Source organism: Hamadaea sp. NPDC051192, from assembly GCF_040682475.1.
Lineage (GTDB): Bacteria > Actinomycetota > Actinomycetes > Mycobacteriales > Micromonosporaceae > Hamadaea > Hamadaea flava.
In genome coordinates this window covers 1-16231 of sequence record NZ_JBFBAZ010000101.1, presented here as the reverse complement: position 1 = coordinate 16231, position 16231 = coordinate 1, and the positions used below count along the sequence as shown (strand labels likewise).

At 70.0% G+C, this 16231-nt stretch carries 12 protein-coding genes; 7 read left to right on the top strand and 5 right to left on the bottom strand.

From position 1 onward, the window contains the following. Positions 1-56: 56 nt before the first annotated feature. Positions 57-2198 (bottom strand): UvrD-helicase domain-containing protein, encoded by a 2142-nt coding sequence (locus AB0M47_RS30875; RefSeq protein ID WP_363420254.1) that lies wholly within the window; start codon positions 2196-2198, stop codon positions 57-59. A gap of 159 nt (positions 2199-2357) precedes the next feature. On the opposite strand from AB0M47_RS30875, the gene AB0M47_RS30870 reads away from it, so the two are divergent. Further along, positions 2358-4232: an ABC transporter ATP-binding protein gene (locus tag AB0M47_RS30870; protein ID WP_363420253.1), complete on the top strand. Its 1875-nt coding sequence runs from the start codon at positions 2358-2360 to the stop codon at positions 4230-4232. After that, positions 4229-5959, top strand: coding sequence for an ABC transporter ATP-binding protein (locus AB0M47_RS30865; protein WP_363420251.1), 1731 nt, complete (start codon positions 4229-4231; stop codon positions 5957-5959). The genes AB0M47_RS30870 and AB0M47_RS30865 overlap by 4 nt, the downstream gene beginning before the upstream one ends. A gap of 120 nt (positions 5960-6079) precedes the next feature. On the opposite strand, the gene AB0M47_RS30860 is transcribed toward AB0M47_RS30865, so the two are convergent. The 4 genes from AB0M47_RS30860 to AB0M47_RS30845 form a co-directional block, all read right to left on the bottom strand. Next, positions 6080-6394, bottom strand: a complete 315-nt coding sequence (locus AB0M47_RS30860; RefSeq protein WP_363420249.1) for a YciI family protein — start codon at positions 6392-6394, stop codon at positions 6080-6082. Positions 6395-6463: 69 nt separating this feature from the next. After that, the gene (gene secA2, locus AB0M47_RS30855; protein WP_363420247.1) at positions 6464-8866 is read right to left on the bottom strand and encodes an accessory Sec system translocase SecA2; all 2403 of its coding nucleotides are present in this window, start codon (positions 8864-8866) and stop codon (positions 6464-6466) included. Positions 8867-8906: 40 nt separating this feature from the next. Beyond that, positions 8907-9935: a S66 peptidase family protein gene (locus tag AB0M47_RS30850; RefSeq protein WP_363420245.1), complete on the bottom strand. Its 1029-nt coding sequence runs from the start codon at positions 9933-9935 to the stop codon at positions 8907-8909. Next, a complete protein-coding gene (locus tag AB0M47_RS30845) occupies positions 9935-10591 on the bottom strand; it encodes a GNAT family N-acetyltransferase (RefSeq protein ID WP_363420243.1) in 657 nt (218 codons plus the stop codon). The genes AB0M47_RS30850 and AB0M47_RS30845 overlap by 1 nt, the downstream gene beginning before the upstream one ends. 152 nt (positions 10592-10743) lie before the next feature. Between AB0M47_RS30845 and AB0M47_RS30840 the strand changes: the two genes are divergently transcribed. From AB0M47_RS30840 to AB0M47_RS30820, 5 genes are all read left to right on the top strand, one after another. Next, positions 10744-12264, top strand: a complete 1521-nt coding sequence (locus AB0M47_RS30840) for a family 10 glycosylhydrolase (RefSeq protein WP_363420241.1) — start codon at positions 10744-10746, stop codon at positions 12262-12264. 80 nt (positions 12265-12344) lie between these two features. Further along, positions 12345-14765 (top strand): nitrate- and nitrite sensing domain-containing protein, encoded by a 2421-nt coding sequence (locus AB0M47_RS30835; protein WP_363420239.1) that lies wholly within the window; start codon positions 12345-12347, stop codon positions 14763-14765. Then, positions 14762-15166: a roadblock/LC7 domain-containing protein gene (locus AB0M47_RS30830; RefSeq protein ID WP_253760636.1), complete on the top strand. Its 405-nt coding sequence runs from the start codon at positions 14762-14764 to the stop codon at positions 15164-15166. The genes AB0M47_RS30835 and AB0M47_RS30830 overlap by 4 nt, the downstream gene beginning before the upstream one ends. After that, positions 15156-15545, top strand: a complete 390-nt coding sequence (locus AB0M47_RS30825) for a DUF742 domain-containing protein (protein ID WP_363420237.1) — start codon at positions 15156-15158, stop codon at positions 15543-15545. The genes AB0M47_RS30830 and AB0M47_RS30825 overlap by 11 nt, the downstream gene beginning before the upstream one ends. Next, positions 15526-16119: an ATP/GTP-binding protein gene (locus AB0M47_RS30820; protein WP_253760634.1), complete on the top strand. Its 594-nt coding sequence runs from the start codon at positions 15526-15528 to the stop codon at positions 16117-16119. Before AB0M47_RS30825 ends, AB0M47_RS30820 begins: the two co-directional genes overlap by 20 nt. Positions 16120-16231: the final 112 nt, after the last annotated feature.

The following is a 16231-nucleotide window of genomic DNA, read 5'->3' as shown; positions in this document are numbered from 1 at the left end:
GGCGGCTTGGCTACGTGCGGCCACTCGGCCAGGTGCGGCGAGGCCGTGATGGAAGTTCAGCGGTCGGCGGGGTCGTTCGGGGTCAGGCGTTTGCGCACCATCGTGAGCACCTGATCCCACTGCTGCTCCGGCAATGACTTGCGGATCCGCTCGGCGACGTACTCCGCCAGCCGGGCGACCTCGTAACCGACCTGGTCTCCGGTCACGCCGGTGGGGACCACGACGCGCGTACCGGGCTCGCGGTCGAGGGGCAGCGGTTCGCCGACGCAGATCACGGCCAGCTCGGTCGTAGCACGGGTGAAGGCGACGTAGAGCATGCGATGACCGCGCTGGTCCTCGTCGACGATCGCCTCCGGCTCCACGACGATCGCGACGTCGAACTCCAGGCCCTTCGCGTCGGCCGGGCCGATGAGCGTCACGTCGCCGTCGGCCCGTTCGCCCTCTCCGGTGCCATCGACCCAGCCGACCCCGGCCTCGGTGAGCGCCGCCTCCACCTCACGGCGGCACTTGGCCGGACAGATCACCCCGACGTACCGGCCCGCCTTGGCGTGCAAGTGCGCTGTCGTCGCGACGAGCCGGCCCCGCTCCCCCACGCCCACGCGCAAGACGGTCGGCGCGGCGGTCCCGACCTGCACCGCCTGCGGCGGCGTGATCGACGGTGCGGCCTTCAGCAACAGCCTGCCCGCGAAAGACATGATTTGCTCTGGTACGCGATAGCCGAACCGCAACGGGCGTACCACGACGGGCCGGTTGTCCGGCAGATGCCGGGTGATCTCCGCCCAGCTGTCGGCGCCCCACGCTCCGGTCGCCTGGGCGAGATCGCCGACGATCGTCATCGACCCGTCCTTCGACCGCCGGGCGATCGACCGCAGCTGCATCGGCGACAGATCCTGCACCTCGTCGACCACGACGTGGGCATAACGGGCGCGTACGCCGTTGATCAGCGCGTCCACCTCGTCCAGTAACGGCAGGTCGGCCGCCGACCACCGCTCCTGGGAGAGCCGATCGCTGCCCCGGCGGTGCAGCCGCGCCAGCTCATCGGCCGTGAGGATGCCGGCGGCCGCCGCCGTGAGGCGACTGCGGGACTGGAACAGGTCGCGCAGGAACGCGGCTCCGCTCAGCTGCGGCCACAGCCGCTCGACGAGTGCGTCGACGGCCGGCTGCGGACCCGGATCAGAGCCCAGCCGTTCCGCCAGTGCCGCCGTCAACCGGCTCCGGAACAGCCGACGCCGCTCGGCGTACGTGCCGGTCGCCGAGCGGCACGCGGTGAGCAGGTCGGCGACATCCGGCCCGGGCAGGGTCACGTAACCACCGGGCACCTGCAGGCGCTCGGCCGCCTCTGGCGTACCGATGCGCAGATCGAGGGCCCGGGCCAGCAACGCGGCCAGCCGGACGTCGCCCTTCAGCCGGGCCACCTCGGGTGCCTCCGCGCGGCGGGTACGCCCGTCGACCGGGGCGAGCTGGCTGACGTCACGCATCAGCACGTCGGCGTCGCCGAGCGCGGGCAGCACCCGGCTGATGTATCGCATGAAGGTCGGATTCGGCCCGATGACCAGGACGTCGTCCCCGGTGAGCCGATCAGCGTGGTGGTACAGCAGCCACGACACCCGATGCAGCGCGATCTCCGTCTTGCCGGTTCCGGGACCGCCCTCGATGACCAGCAGTTGGTCCATCGACGCCCGGATCAGCTCGTACTGCGCGGCCTGAATGGTCGCGACGATGTCCCGCAACGCGCCGTCGCGGCGGCGGCCGAGTTCGGCCAGCAGCGCGCTGTCGATGCCCGAGCCGACGTCGGCGAAGACCACGTCGGCGTAGTCGAGGATCGTGTTGTCCTGGCACTCGAACGTGCGCTTCCGGACAAGCCCGTTCGGCTGCCCGGGACTAGCCAGGTGAAAGGGTGCGGCGGCGTCGGCCTGCCAGCTGACGACCAGCACCTCGCCCTGGTCGTCCTTGATCAGGTGCCGGCCGATGTAGAGGGCGAGGCCGTCCTCGTGATCGATGCGGCCGACCGCGACCGCCCGGCTGTCGACGAACTGGGCGATCTGGGCGTCGCCCAGCCGTTTCAGCGCCCGTGCCGCCGCCTTGTCGGCCGCCGCGTCGGCCAACGCCCGGGCCTGGCCGAGCCATCGTTCCCAGTGCAGCTGAGCGTCGTCGAAGTAGCGTTGTTCCGCCGCGATCTCGGTGGTCTTGGCCGTCACGAAGCGCCTCCGGCAAGCTCGGGTGCCGCGGTCAGCGTATGCGGTGTCGCCGATGTCACACAGGGGCCGACCGGCCGCCTCCGGGGAACCTTATGGAGAACCTTCGCCGTACGCGAAATGGGTGTGAACAGCACATGACGGGCTAGGTAGCCTGAGATCATGCCCCCACGCCTCCCCCACCCCGATCCCGGCGTTCCCGACACTCGAAGTCCGATCCGCTACCTCTGGTGGCTCGTCACCGCCCAGAAGGCCCGCGTACTGAGAGGCAGTGTCGTCGGCACGCTCTGGATGGTGGGGCTGTCCGTGCGCCCGTATCTGATCGCCCGCGCGATCGACGACGGATTGCGTACGGGTGACACCGAGGCGTTGCTGTTCTGGGTCGGCACGATCGTGCTGGCTGGGATGGTGCTGGCCTGGCTCGGGATCACCCGCCACCGGACGATGACCTTCATCCGGGAGGACGCCACCGCCCGGTCGGCTCAGGTGCTGCTCAAGCACATCACGCGCGTCGGTTCGGTGCTGCCGAAGAAGATCACCTCGGGTGAGGTGGCGACCGTCGGCGGCACGGACATCACGCAGATCTCGTGGGCGTTGACGATGACCGGGCCGGGTGTCGGCGCGGTGTTGGCGTACGCCGTCGCAGCGGTGGTGCTCTGGTCGGTGAACCCGATGCTGGCCCTGTTCGTGCTGCTGGGCGTGCCCGTGGTCGCGGCCTTCGTCTGGCCGCTGCTGTCGAAGCTGCAGGGCGTGGACAGCAGCTACCGGCATGAGCTGGGCATCCTGACCGCCCGCGCCGGGGACATCGTCTCCGGGCTGCGGGTGCTCGCCGGCGTCGGCGGCCGCGACCTGTTCCTGCGCCGGTACGCCGACCGCTCCCAGACGCTGCTGGACAAGGGCTACCGGGTCGGGTCGATCATGAGCTGGGTGCAGGCGCTGACCGTCGGCATCCCCGGGCTGTTCCTCGCGGCGGTCGTCTGGCTGGCCGCGCGGATGGCGGCCACCGGGGAGATCACCGTCGGCGAACTGGTCGCGGTCTACGGCTACGTCGCGATCCTCATCGTGCCGGTGTGGTTCCTGCTCGAAGGCGGCTACATGGCCGTACGCGGCATGGTCGGCGCGCGGCGCATGATCAACGTACTGCGGATCGAACCGGACGAGGTGGGCTCGACCGGGCAGGAAGCAGGGCCGAAGGCGAACTCGGAGCTGCACGATGCCCAGTCGGGGCTGACCGTCCAGCCCGCGCGGATGATCGGCGTGGCCTGCGACGATCCGGGCGAGGCGGTGGCGATCGCCGACCGGCTCGGCCGGTTCTCGGCCGAGCCCGCCGAGCAGACGGCGACCTGGGGCGGGCTGCCGATCACGAGCATCGACCTGGCCGAGGTACGCGAACGCATCCTGGTCGCCGACCACGAGTCGTACCTGTTCGCCGGCACGCTCCGCGAGATCCTCACCGGCACCGGCAGCCCGCAGATGGATGGGCGGCAGATCAGGGATCTAAGTCGAATCAAGGCCCAAGATTCGACCCAGAACCCTGATCCAGCGCCAAAACAAGGCGCGCCGAAGGCAGCGGCGCGAGCCGGCGAGCAAGCGGGAGAGCAAGAGCGGGGGGCGATCGCGAGAGCGGTGCACACGGCGTCCGCGAACGACGTCGTCGAGTCCCTCCAGGACGGGCTGGAGGAGCCGATCGACAGCCGGGGCCGCAACCTCTCGGGCGGCCAGCGCCAACGCGTACGCCTCGCGAGAGCGCTGCTGGCCGAACCGGAGGTGCTGATCCTGATCGACCCGACGTCGGCGGTCGACTCGCACACCGAGGCTCGGATCGCCGCCCGGCTCCGGGATCACCGGGAGGGGCGTACGACGGTTGTGTTCGCGACCTCTCCCCTGCTGCTCGCCGGCACCGACGAGGTCACCTACATCGCGCAGAAGAAGGTCGTCGCGTGCGGGCGGCATGAGGATCTGCTCCACCAGGAATCCGGTTACCGAGCGCTGGTGGCCCGCGACACCGAGGACGAGACGACGGGGGCGGCGCGATGAAGAAGGGGCTTCCGGTCGCCGACCGCAAGACGGTCTGGCGGGAGACCGCCGACCTGACTCGGCGGGAGAAGAAGGTCGTCGCCGCCGCGATCGCCTTGCATGTCGTAGCGGCCGTCGCCGGGTTGGGCGGACCGTTCCTGATCGGCCGGATCGTCGACGCCGTCAGCAAGGGCGCCGGTGCCTCCGATGTGGACAAGATGGCCCTGGCGGTCGGCGCGTGCGTACTGATCCAGGTGCTCGTGTCGCGACAGGCGCAGTACCTCGGGCACCGGTTCGGTGAGCGGGCCAACGCCCGGCTCCGCGAGGACTTCGTCGCGCGTACGCTCGCGCTGCCCGTCTCGGCGGTCGAACGGGCCGGCACCGGCGATCTCGCCACTCGCAGCTCGGTCGACGTCGCCACGGTCGGCAACACCGTGCGTACGGTGGTGCCGACGCTGCTGATCTCCGCCATCCAACTGCTGCTGATCTTCGGCGCCGTGATCGTCATGGATCCGCCGCTCGGGCTGGTCGCCCTGGCCGGCGTACCCACCACTGCTGCCGTGGCGCGGTGGTATCTGCGCCGGGCGAGTCCGGCGTACCTCATGGAAGGCGAGACGGCGTCCGAGCTGACGGAGGCCTTGACCACGACGGCCGAGGGTGGCCGCACCGTCGAGGCCTTGCGCCTGGCCGACGAGCGCGTGACGCATGGCACCGAGAAGATCGGGCGGCAGTGGCAGGCGCGGCGGCGGACGCTGGCGTTGCGCTCGGTGTTCTTCCCGGTCGTCGAGGCCGGCTACGCACTGCCCGCCGCCGCGATGCTGCTCGCCGGCGGGTTCTTCATGCGGCACGGGCTCAGCCTCGGCGTCGTCGTCAGCGCCACGCTCTACGTCCAGCAGGCCATCGACCCGCTCGACCGCGTGATGATCTGGCTCGAACAAGCCCAGCGCGGGCTTGCGTCGTTCGCCCGCGTGCTGGGCGTCGGCATGGTGCCGCCCGAGCCCCGCGGCGAGGTTCCGGCCTCGAACCAGCGCGAGCTGATCGTGCGCGGCGCGCGCTTCGCCTACGGTGACGGCCACGACGTGCTGCACGGCATAGATCTAGCGGTACGCCCAGGGGAGCGGTTGGCGATCGTCGGCCCGTCCGGGGCGGGCAAGTCGACGCTGGCCCGGCTGCTCGCGGGGATCGACGCGCCGCGTGAAGGCGTGGTGACGCTCGGCGGGCTCGCCGTGACGAAGATCGACCCGGCCGAACGGCGTCGCCGGATCGCGCTGGTGACGCAGGAGCATCACGTGTTCATGGGCAGCCTGCGGGACAACCTGGCGTTCGCCGCGCCCGGCGCGACCGACGACGACATGCTCGACGCGCTGGGCGCCGTCGGCGCCGACTGGTACGCCGACCTCCCGGACGGCTTGGACACCGAACTCGGCGACGGCGTGCGTACGCTCGGCCCGGCGGACGCGCAGCAACTGGCGTTGGCCCGGCTGGTCCTGGCCGATCCGCACACGCTGATCCTCGACGAGGCCACCGCCGCCCTCGACCCGACGACAGCCCGCCGCACCGAACGGGCGCTGGCCGCCGTCCTCGAAGGACGGACGGTGATCGCGATCGCGCACCGGCTGAACACCGCCCACGACGCCGACCGGGTCGCAGTGCTGGAAGGGGGCCGGGTGAGCGAACTAGGCAGCCACGACGACCTCGTACGCGCGGGTGGCGCCTACGCTTCGCTCTGGCGCTCCTGGCACGGCTGACGCCGCGCCCGCCTCGCGCGCCTCGCTCCGCTCGCTTTGGGCTGCAGATCAGGGATATGCATGTGATCATGGGCCCTCGAAGGCTGCATATCCCTGATCTGCAGGAAACGTAAGAGTGCGTTACATGCCGGGCATCGGCATGATCTCGTAGATGGCGATGGTGCCGCCCTGCGCCGCGTGCGGGTGCCCTTCCAGGATCTGGTCGAGCGCGTCCGCGTCGGTCGCCTCCAGGATCGAGTAGCCGCCGACGGGCTGGCCGCCACCGGCGTCGTCGACCGGGTTGGTCGGGTTGCCGAAGTCAACGATCGCGGAACCGGCCTTGCCGGCCCAGGCGTTCCAGGCGTCCATCCCGGCCTTCATCTCTTCCGGGGTGGAGCCGCTCATCTGCTCGTTCATGGTCTTATCGGCGCGGTACAGAATCAGGTACTTGGCCATAGGTCAAGTGCAGCACCTGCACGAAGGCGCCGGACCCGTTTACGGGATCCGGCGCCTTGCGAAAACGGGTCAGGAGCGCTTGCCGAGCAACGCCCGGGCCATCGCGGAGACGAACCGCTCGATCTCGGACCCGAACGGGTTCTCGTGCACCATGTAGGTCCAGGTCGCGGTCGGGCGGGGCAGGCCCGCCGCCGACGTGTCCCAGTCCGGGTCGGTCAGCTCCGCCTCGGCGAAGGTCTCGACCGTGCTCGTCTGGATGCCCTCGGTCAGCTCCTTGAACGCCGGGATGGCGACCCGGTGGTATTCGTCGAGCGGGTCCTGGCGGCCGAGAGCGCGCAGGTGGACGCCTTCGCGTACGTCGGACAGCATCGCCAGGTGGTCGGCCCAGGCCCGGTCGAGGTGCGCCAGCGCGATCGAGCGCGCCGCCTCTTCGGTCTCCTCGTCGCCGATGGCGTCGGCGATCTCGTCGTAGCGCTCCTTGTCGGCTTCGAGGACCCATCGCGCGGCGAGGTCGGTGTTGAGCAGCTCCCGGCGCTTGGCTGCCAGCAGCTGCCGCTGCCGCTCCACGAGTACGCCGTACTTCCAGGTGTTGCGGTGGATCTCGAAGTGCACGCCTTCGGAGACCTTCTGGGCGTGGCTGACGGAGTAGTCGACCTCGGCTCCGGTCATCCGGCCGTCGGCGGCGACGTTGGCCGTGAACGCCTCGCCGTTGCGCACGATCAGGCTGTCCTCGGGGCTGACGAAGAACACCGAGCCGCCGGGGTCGCCCTGGCGGCCGGCGCGGCCGCGGAGCTGGTCGTCGACGCGGCGGCTGTCGTGCCGGCCGGCTCCGATGACGTAGAGGCCGCCCGTCTCCACGACCTCGTCCCGGTCGCGCTCGTCCCGGCCGCCGAGCCGGATGTCGGTGCCGCGGCCGGCCATCTGCGTCGACACGGTCACCCGGCCCAGGGCGCCGGCCTCGGCGATGATCGCCGCCTCTTCGGCGTCGTTCTTGGCGTTGAGGACGACGCACTCGATCTCGGCTTCGCGGAGCGAGCGGGCCAGCCGCTCGGACTCGGCCACGTCGAGGGTGCCGATCAGGACCGGACGGCCCTGCTCGTGCGCCTCGGCGACCTCGGCGATGATCGCGTCTTCCTTCTCCTCCGCGGTGGCGTAGACGCGGTCCTCGTCGTCGGTCCGGATCGACGGGGTGTTCGGCGGGATCACCGCGACCTCGAGGCGGTAGAACTCCCGCAGCTCGTCGCCGACGTTGACGGCCGTTCCGGTCATGCCGCAGACCGTCGGGTAGAGCCCGACGAAACCCTGCACGGTGATGGTCGCGAGGATCTCGCCCTCGGCCGTCGAGTGCACGTCCTCCTTCGCCTCGACCGCCGCCTGCAGCCCGTCCGGCCAGCGGCGGCGCTGGGCGACCCGGCCGCGTACGCTGTCGACGAGCTGAACCTGCCCGTCCCGGACGATGTAGTCGACGTCCCGGTGCACGAGTACGCGCGCGTGCAGCGCCAGGTTGATCGCGGTCAGCTTGTCGAGGTTGTCCTGGGCGTACAGGTCGATGCCGTCCCATTCCCGCTCGACCAGGCGCGCGCCGGCGTCGGTGAGCTGGACGTTGCGGCCGCCCTCGACCCGGATGAAGTCGCGGGCCTTCTCCATCTTCGCCACGATCTCGGCGGCCTTCTGCGCCGGCGAGACCAGTTCCTCGACGCTGCCCGCCAGCACCAGCGGCACCCGGGCCTCGTCGATGAGGATGAAGTCGGCCTCGTCGAGGATCAGCGTCGCCAGACCCGGCATCACCTCGTCGTCCTTCTTGGTGACGAGCTGGTCGCGGAGGAAGTCGAAACCGGCCTCGCTGACCGACGCGTAGGTCACGTCGCACGCGTACGCCGCCACGCGCTCCTCGTGCGTCGAGCCCTCGCCGACCGAGCCGACGGTCATGCCGAGCAGGTCGTAGACCGGGCGCATCCACTCGGCGTCCCGGTGGGCCAGGTAGTCGTTGACCGTCATGATCTGCACGCGTGCGCCGCGGGTGGCGTACCCGAACGCGGCGATCGCGGCAGCCAGGGTCTTGCCCTCACCGGTGGCCATCTCGACGATCGTGCCCGCCAGCATCGACATCGCGCCCAGCAGCTGCGTGTCGAAGGCGCGCTCGTCGAGCGCCCGCCGACCGGCCTCCCGGCCGAGCGCGCAGATCTCGACGAGGTCGTCGTCGTGGATCATCACCGGCTGGGCCCGCTGGAGCGAGTCCACGTACTCCGGGGACTCGTCGGGCTCGCTGTCCTCGGTCTCCCCAGCGCCCGTCAGCCGGTCGCCCAGCTCCAGCGCCCGAGCCTTCAGCTCGTCGTCGGACAGCGCCTTCAGCTCCTCCTCCAGCTCCTCGATCCGAGGCAGCAGGGCCTCGAACGGGGCGAGGCTGACGGTGGATCCGGGGCGCTGCATGAACGTACGCAGCTTCTGGCGGAACTTCGTGGCGAGACCCATGCCCGCAAAGGTACAAGGCGATGGCCGTCCAGTGGAGCCCTCACTTCAAGGTCTGAACGATCCGCTGGTCGACGCCGTCGACGACGACCTCGGCGAGAGCACCGTTCACCAGGGCGAGCTCCGGCGCGACGTGTCCGCAGTCCACATCGAGGATGACCGGAATGTCCAGATCGCCGAACGCGAAGCGTACGGCGTCGTCCTGGGTGAACGAGCCCGCCGCCGGAGCGTCCGTACGCCCGACGAGGATGGCGTTCGCCCGGTCGAACCAGCCCGCCAGTCGCAATCCGTACAGCTCCCGGGCGACATCGGCGGCGGCGTGCTCGCACACCTCGACGTAGACGATCAGCCCCTCCGGCGCATGGTTCTCCGCGAACGCCCGCACATCTCCGTACGGCGTACCGGCGAGGCAGACGACGGTCTCGACACAGCCGCCGATCAGCCGCCCGGTCACCCGGACGGATCCGGCTCCCGGATCGAGCAGCCGCCACGAACCCGGCTGATCCAGGTTCGCCTCGACCAGGTCGGGCTGTCCGATGATGTTGTAGAAGCCCGGCGCCTTGTGATGTGTCGACGCGCGCTGCTCCAGCACCGCACCCGGCCCGGCGGCCAGCGCGTCGAGCCAGTGCATGATCCCGTCCGGCCGCTCCGTCGGCGTGTGCATCAGGTTCTGCCCGTGCAGCGTCGCCACACCCGTCCGCGTCGTGATCGCCAGCAGCAGCGTCGAGATGTCGGAGTAGCCGACCAGCCAGCCCGGATCCGACTCGGCGATCGCGGCGAAGTCGAGCCGCGGCAGCAGATCGGTCGCCAGCTCACCACCCCACGGCGGGACGACCGCCCCGACGCCCGGGTCGGTCAGCATCGCCGTCAACTCCGCCGCCCGCTGCGCCGCCGGGGCGGACACGATCCCGGAACCGTCCATGCACTCGCCGACGGTCACCGCGTAGCCGCGCCGCGCCAGCTCCGCGAGCGCGAAATCCAGCCGCGGGCGGAACCGCTCCTGCACCCCACTCGACGGCGAGGTGACTCCGATCCGGTCACCGGGTCGCAGCGGCGCGGGATACCTGATCATCATCGCTCCTTCAAACGCAGGCTGAACTGCGTACCAATATCCTGAAATCCCAGAGCCGCCGCGACCTTGCGGCTGGCCACGGGCCGGGCCCGCCACTGACCGAACAAGCCCTCGGACAGCGCGGCCTCGACGGCGGCCGAGGCGACGCGGCGCGCAAGACCACGCCCGCGATGCTCGGGGTGGGTGAGAACACAAAGGTGCGCGACGTCGTCCGGCCAGCGCTTATAGCCGGCGGCCGCGACGATCTCACCCTTCACTTCCAGCGTGTACGCGAGACTGTCGATCTCTTCGAGGCCACACTCGGCGGCCTCTTCCTCGTCCACCACGCTGAGCAGGTCGCGCAGTTCGTCCTTCGCCACCGCGTCAGCCGAGCCGGCCGGGCGGAACCGCGCCGGATCGAGGTACGCCAGATGCGCCGGGCCGAGGGTCCGCGCCGCCAGGTCGTCCCACTCGCCGGTGGTACGCATCGCCTCGGCCGAAGCCTCATCCGGACAGGTCACGAGCGTCGCGCCGCCGATGGTCACCGTGCCGCACCAACCGGGCGGGCAAAGCTTGGACCTCGGCGCGACGACGATCGCCGTTCCCGACTCCGGGAACCGCACCGGCTGGTCCGCCAGGATCTCCCAGAGCTGTCGCGCCCGCGCCACCACGTCCATGTGCGGATCTTGCCAGCCCTGCTCCATCCCAGCCACCGGTTTCCGCACCGCCGCGTGCTGACCTTGAACCGTTTCCGCAGCCCCAGCGACATTTCCCCTTCAAGATCACTTCCCAGATGGTGATGCGGGCGAACTCCGGATAGAGTCCGCCAATGCGCGCGAGGTGGGTGTTCGCGGCGACAGCCTTGGCCCTGGTGGGGAGCTTGGGGCTGTGGGCGGCGGCCGATGTGAGCCGGCCCGGCCGGGCGATCGGCGAGCAGGCCGCCGAGGCGGTCGTCAATCGCAATGCCTGCGGCCAGACCGCGCCCCGGGAGCTGCGGGGCATGTGGCTGACCACGGTACGCAACATCGACTGGCCGAGCCGCCCGGGTCTGCCGGAGGCGACCGTCAAGGCCGAGTATCAGCGGTGGCTCGACCTCGCCGTGAAGATGAACCACAACGCGATCTTCGTCCACGTACGCCCCAGCGGTGACGCCTTCTGGCCGAGCGGGTTCGCCCCGTTCTCCTACTGGCTCACCGGGCGGAAGGACAACACGAATCCGGGCTGGGACCCGCTGGCGTACGCGGTGGACGAGGCGCACAAGCGGGGCCTGGAGTTCCACGCCTGGTACAACCCGTACAAGGCGAGCCAGGATCCCGTCGTGCCGGCGGGCTACCCGCATCCGGAGTGGACGGTCACCTACCCGTTGAAGGCCGGCGAGGAGAAGCACGCGTACTTCGATCCGGGGATTCCGGAGGCGCGTAAGTGGGTCGAGGACTCGATTCTGGAGTCGGTCGAGAAGTACGACCTGGACGGCGTGCACTTCGACGACTTCTTCTACCCGTACCCGAAGACCGGGCAGGAGTTCCCGGATCAGGCCAGCTATGCCAAGTACGGCGGCGGCAAGAACAAGAACGACTGGCGGCGCGACAACGTCAACCTGCTCGTCAAGGAGACGTACGAGCGGATCAAGCAGGCCAAGCCGTGGGTGCGCTTCGGGATCAGCCCGTTCGGCATCTGGCGCAACGACGACAGCGACCGCCGCGGCTCGGCCACCCAGGGGCTGGAGAGCTACTCCGCGATCTACGCCGACACGCGTACCTGGATCAAGGAGGGCTGGCTGGACTACATCGTGCCCCAGCTCTACTGGTACATCGGCTTCAAGATCGCCGACTACGCGGTCCTGCTGCGCTGGTGGACCGAATTGGTCAAGGGCACTGACGTGCATCTCTACATCGGACAGGCGGACTACCGCATCAACAACGCGGGCGTGTGGAAGGATCCAGCGGAACTGGATCGGCAGATCGCGCTCAACCAGAAGTCGGGCGTGCTCGGCAGCATCCATTTCAGCGCCAAAAGCGTCCGTACGAACAAGCTGGGAGCGGTGACGCGCTACCGCGACGCGCACAACGCGACGCCCGCGCTCATCCCGGTCTCGGCGCGGCTGAAGGCCGATCCGCCGCTCGCACCCACCCTGGTGGTACGCCGAACGGCGGAGAAGACCGTGGTCACGTGGCGTCCCACCGAATCCGGCCCGAAGGCGTACCGGTACGCGGTGTATCGCGACGGGGTCCTCGTGGCGACCGTGCCGAGCGGTACGCACTCGTGGCAGGACGGCGCGGCGGCCAAAACCGGTGGCACGAGCTACTGCGTGACGGCCCTCGACCGATCCTGGAACGAAAGCCGAGCCTGACGTACTGACTCAACCGGTGATCATCGCCTACGATCACCGGGTCCTCCTCCAGCGAACTCCAAGCCCGCCCATGAGGTCCCATGAACAGACCCCTCTTCCTCCGGCGTACCTGGACGATCCGGTCGCGCGTCCTGCTGCTGTTGCTCGCGCCGCTGTTGCCGCTGGTCGGCATGTGGGCGTTCAGCACCACGCTGTCGGTGTCGGCCGCGGGCAACCTGCTCGACGCCGAGACCAACGCCAACAACGCGGCACTGCCCGCTGGTGCGGTCGCGTACTACCTGGAACGCGAGCGCAAGCTGTCGACGCAGTTGCTCGCCGGGGACAGCAGTGTCGCGGGTTCGCTGAAGGAACAGCGGGCCAACACCGACCGGCAGGTCGCCAAGCTCCGGCAGCTCGCCGGAAGCGACGATCTGCGGAGTTCCGCGTCGGCCACGGCGTTGCAGCGCGTCGGCGAGATGCTGACGGCGCTGGACTCGCTGCCGACCGCCCGGGCCTCGGTCGACACCGCCCGATACAGCCGCTTGCAGGCGGCCAACGCGTACACGGCGATCATCGACAAGGCGTTCGCGGTGTTCTCCACCGCGATCGAGGTGGACGATCACACGCTGGCCCGCGCGTCGACGACCGCATCCACCATCAACGAGGCCCGCGACCTGTTCTCCCTGGAGGACGCCCTGATCAGCGGCGTGCTGGCGGGCGGCGGCACGTACGCCCCCGGCGAGCGAGCCCAGATCGTGCAGGCGATCGGCGCTCAGCGGCAGCTCTACGAGGTGGGTACGCGTTCGCTGCTCCAAGAGGACGCCGAGGCGTACGAGAAGATCGTCACGAGTGAGGCGTTCACCCGCGTCCGGGCGGCCGAGGACAAGATCTCGGAGTCGACGGGCCCCCGGGTCCCGGGCGGCATCGACCGCAAGCAGTGGGACGCCGACATCACCGCGCTCAACCTGGAACTGTCGCATCTGGAGGACCAGATCGCCGGCCGGGCGATCGAGGCGGCCACCCCGGCCGCCACCAGGATCATCCTTCGGCTGCTGATCGCCGGTCTGCTCGGCCTCCTGCTGATCATCGGCCTGGTGCTGCTGTCGATCCGGATCGCGCGCTCGATCATCCGGCGCCTGCGGGAATTGCGGGCCGAAGCGCTCGACATGGCCGACCGCAAACTGCCCGACGTCGTCGGCCGGCTGCGGCGCGGCGAGGCGGTCGACGTGGACGCCGAGGCGCCACCGCTCAGCCACGCCGACGACGAGCTGGGCCAACTCGGCGGCGCGTTCGCCGAGATGCAGCGTACGGCGATCGAGGCGGCGGTCCATGAGGCACATCTGCGGGCCGGCCTCAACCAGGTCTTCCTCAACCTCGGCCGGCGTAGCCAGGTGCTGGTGCACCGGCAGTTGTCGCTGCTCGACGCGATGGAACGCCGGGTCACCGACCCGCAGGACCTGGAGGAGCTGTACCGCATCGACCACCTCGGCACGCGGCTGCGCCGCCACTCCGAGGACCTGGTCATCCTGGCGGGCGCGGTGCCCGGCCGGGGTTGGCGCAACCCGGTCCCGCTGCACGACGTGCTGCGCTCGGCGGTGTCCGAAGTCGAGGAGTACACCCGGATCACGGTGGTGACGCTGCCCGAGATGGCGCTGATCGGCCGGGCCGTCAGCGACGTCGTCCACCTGCTCGCCGAGCTGCTGGAGAACGCGACCGCCTTCTCCCCGCGCGACACGCACGTCCAGCTTTCCGGGCAGCTGGTGCCCAACGGGTTCGCGGTGGAGATCGAGGACCGCGGCGTCGGGCTGCCCCAGGAGGCCATCGACGAGGCCAACACCCGGCTCGCCGAACCGCCGGACTTCGACCCCGCGCACAGCTCGCGGCTCGGTCTGTTCGTGGTGGCGCGGCTGGCCGCGCGGCACGGCATCAAGGTCACCCTCCGTGCGTCGCCCTACGGCGGGATCACCGCCGTCGCGCTGCTGCCGCGCGAGCTGGTGGTCGAGGAACGGCCCGCGCAGGGCGAACTCACCGTGGCCCGCCCCCAGATAGCGGTGGCCGCGCTCCCTGCCGGTGATACGCCGAAAGCAGCGACCGCGGTCGTGACTGACCGCACTCCTGCTCTTCACCCAAGTGGCTCATCTGACCGCACTCCTGCTCTTCACCCAAGCGGCTCATCGTTGCCAGCCCCGCCTGCCCTGATGGACGAGGCGACCGCCGAGCAGCCCATGATCGCCGCAAGCGCCGGGGAGCCGCTTGGGCTAGCCGCCAGAAGTGCGGTCCAGCCGGTCGCCGGGCCGCATCAGCTCAGCCCCGAAGGATTGCCCATGCGGCAACGGCAGGCCAGTCTGGCCCCTCAGTTGCGCGTACAAAATGGTGAAGAAGAGCAACCCGTGCGGACCTCGCGCGCGCCCGAGGCGAGTCGCTCGATGCTGTCCTCGCTGCAAGCCGGCACGAATCGGGGCCGCGCCGAGGCCGCCCAGCAGGCGGCGCCCCCCTTGGAAGGTTCGGAGGAGCAGCAATGAGCAACCCCGCCCACGGCCTGGACTGGCTGATCGACGACTTCGTGGCGCGGGTTCCCGCCGCCCAGCAGGCCGTCGTGTTGTCGGTGGACGGCCTGTTGATGGGCGCCTCGCGCAACCTCGCGCAGGCCGAGGCCGAGCACATGGCGGCGGTCGCGGCCGGTTTCGCGAGCCTGTCCCGCAGTGCGGGCCGGCATTTCCAGCGGGGCGCGGTCCGGCAGACGATCATCGAGATGGAGAGCGCCTTCCTGCTCGTCACCTCGGCCGGGCAGGGGTCCTGCCTCGCGGTGCTGGCCGCCGCCGACTCCGACATCGGCATGGTCGCCTACGAGATGGCGATGCTGGTGGAGCGGATCGGGCACAACCTGGCCACCCAGCCCAGAAGTACGGCGAATGCGCGCTGACGGGGAGTCCGGGAACTCGCACGACTGGCTGGACGACGACGCCGGCCCGCTCGTGCGATCCTTCGCGCTCACCGGCGGCCGGGCGAAACCCGGCGTGGCCACGTTCGACCTGCTGAGCCACGTGACGGCGGCGCCGTTCGCGTTGCAACGCAGCACCATCCATCTGCAACCGGAGCACCGGGCCATCCTCGCCCGGGCTCGCGACCCGGTCTCGGTCGCCGAACTCGCCTCTCACCTGGGCTACGGCCTGGGCGTGGTCCGCGTGCTGCTGGCCGACCTGCTGGAGGCGGGCGCGATCACCAAGGTCGACGCCCCCTCCGACACCCCTCCCGACGACGACGTACTCCAGGCGGTGATCCATGGCCTCCGAACCAGCTGACGGCCGGGCGCGTCCGGTGCCGACGGCGATCAAGATCCTGATCGCGGGCGGCTTCGGCGTAGGCAAGACGACGCTCGTGGGTGCGGTGAGCGAGATCCTGCCACTGCACACCGAGGAAGTCCTGACATCGGAGAGCACCGAATCCGATGATTTGTCCGGAGTGGAGGGAAAAACCACCACGACGGTGACGATGGACTTCGGCCGGATCACGTTCGGCGACAACGTCGTCCTCTACCTGTTCGGCACTCCGGGCCAGGACCGATTCTGGTTCCTGTGGGACGAACTGGCCCTCGGCGCCCTCGGCGCGGTCGTGCTCGCCGACACCCGGCGGCTGGCCGACTGCTTCCCCTCGATCGACTACTTCGAACGGCGGGAGACCCCGTTCATCGTGGCGGTGAACTGCTTCTACGGCGAGCAGCCGTTCGAAGCCGACGCCGTACGCAACGCGCTGGCCCTGGATCCCAACGTTCCACTGGTCATGTGCGACGTCCGCGATCGCGCGTCCGGCCGGGAGGTGTTGATCGCGCTCATCGAGCACGTTCGCTCGCTGCGGCTCGCCGCCGCCGCCCGCTGACTCTTCAGGTTCCTGCGTCTTTGGGCGCTGGATCAGGGTTCTAGGTCGAATCTTGGGCCAAGATTCGACCTAGAACCCTGATCTGCATGTGGAGCAGTATCCAGGACCAAGC

Bases quoted from the DNA above. Each gene is read 5' to 3' on its own strand.
- AB0M47_RS30870 (WP_363420253.1), top strand. From the start codon at position 2,358: ATGCCCCCACGCCTCCCCCACCCCGATCCCGGCGTTCCCGACACTCGA.
- AB0M47_RS30865 (WP_363420251.1), top strand. From the start codon at position 4,229: ATGAAGAAGGGGCTTCCGGTCGCCGACCGCAAGACGGTCTGGCGGGAG.
- AB0M47_RS30860 (WP_363420249.1), bottom strand. From the start codon at position 6,394: ATGGCCAAGTACCTGATTCTGTACCGCGCCGATAAGACCATGAACGAG.
- secA2 (WP_363420247.1), bottom strand. From the start codon at position 8,866: ATGGGTCTCGCCACGAAGTTCCGCCAGAAGCTGCGTACGTTCATGCAG.
- AB0M47_RS30850 (WP_363420245.1), bottom strand. From the start codon at position 9,935: ATGATCAGGTATCCCGCGCCGCTGCGACCCGGTGACCGGATCGGAGTC.
- AB0M47_RS30845 (WP_363420243.1), bottom strand. From the start codon at position 10,591: ATGGACGTGGTGGCGCGGGCGCGACAGCTCTGGGAGATCCTGGCGGAC.
- AB0M47_RS30840 (WP_363420241.1), top strand. From the start codon at position 10,744: ATGCGCGCGAGGTGGGTGTTCGCGGCGACAGCCTTGGCCCTGGTGGGG.
- AB0M47_RS30835 (WP_363420239.1), top strand. From the start codon at position 12,345: ATGAACAGACCCCTCTTCCTCCGGCGTACCTGGACGATCCGGTCGCGC.
- AB0M47_RS30830 (WP_253760636.1), top strand. From the start codon at position 14,762: ATGAGCAACCCCGCCCACGGCCTGGACTGGCTGATCGACGACTTCGTG.
- AB0M47_RS30825 (WP_363420237.1), top strand. From the start codon at position 15,156: ATGCGCGCTGACGGGGAGTCCGGGAACTCGCACGACTGGCTGGACGAC.
- AB0M47_RS30820 (WP_253760634.1), top strand. From the start codon at position 15,526: ATGGCCTCCGAACCAGCTGACGGCCGGGCGCGTCCGGTGCCGACGGCG.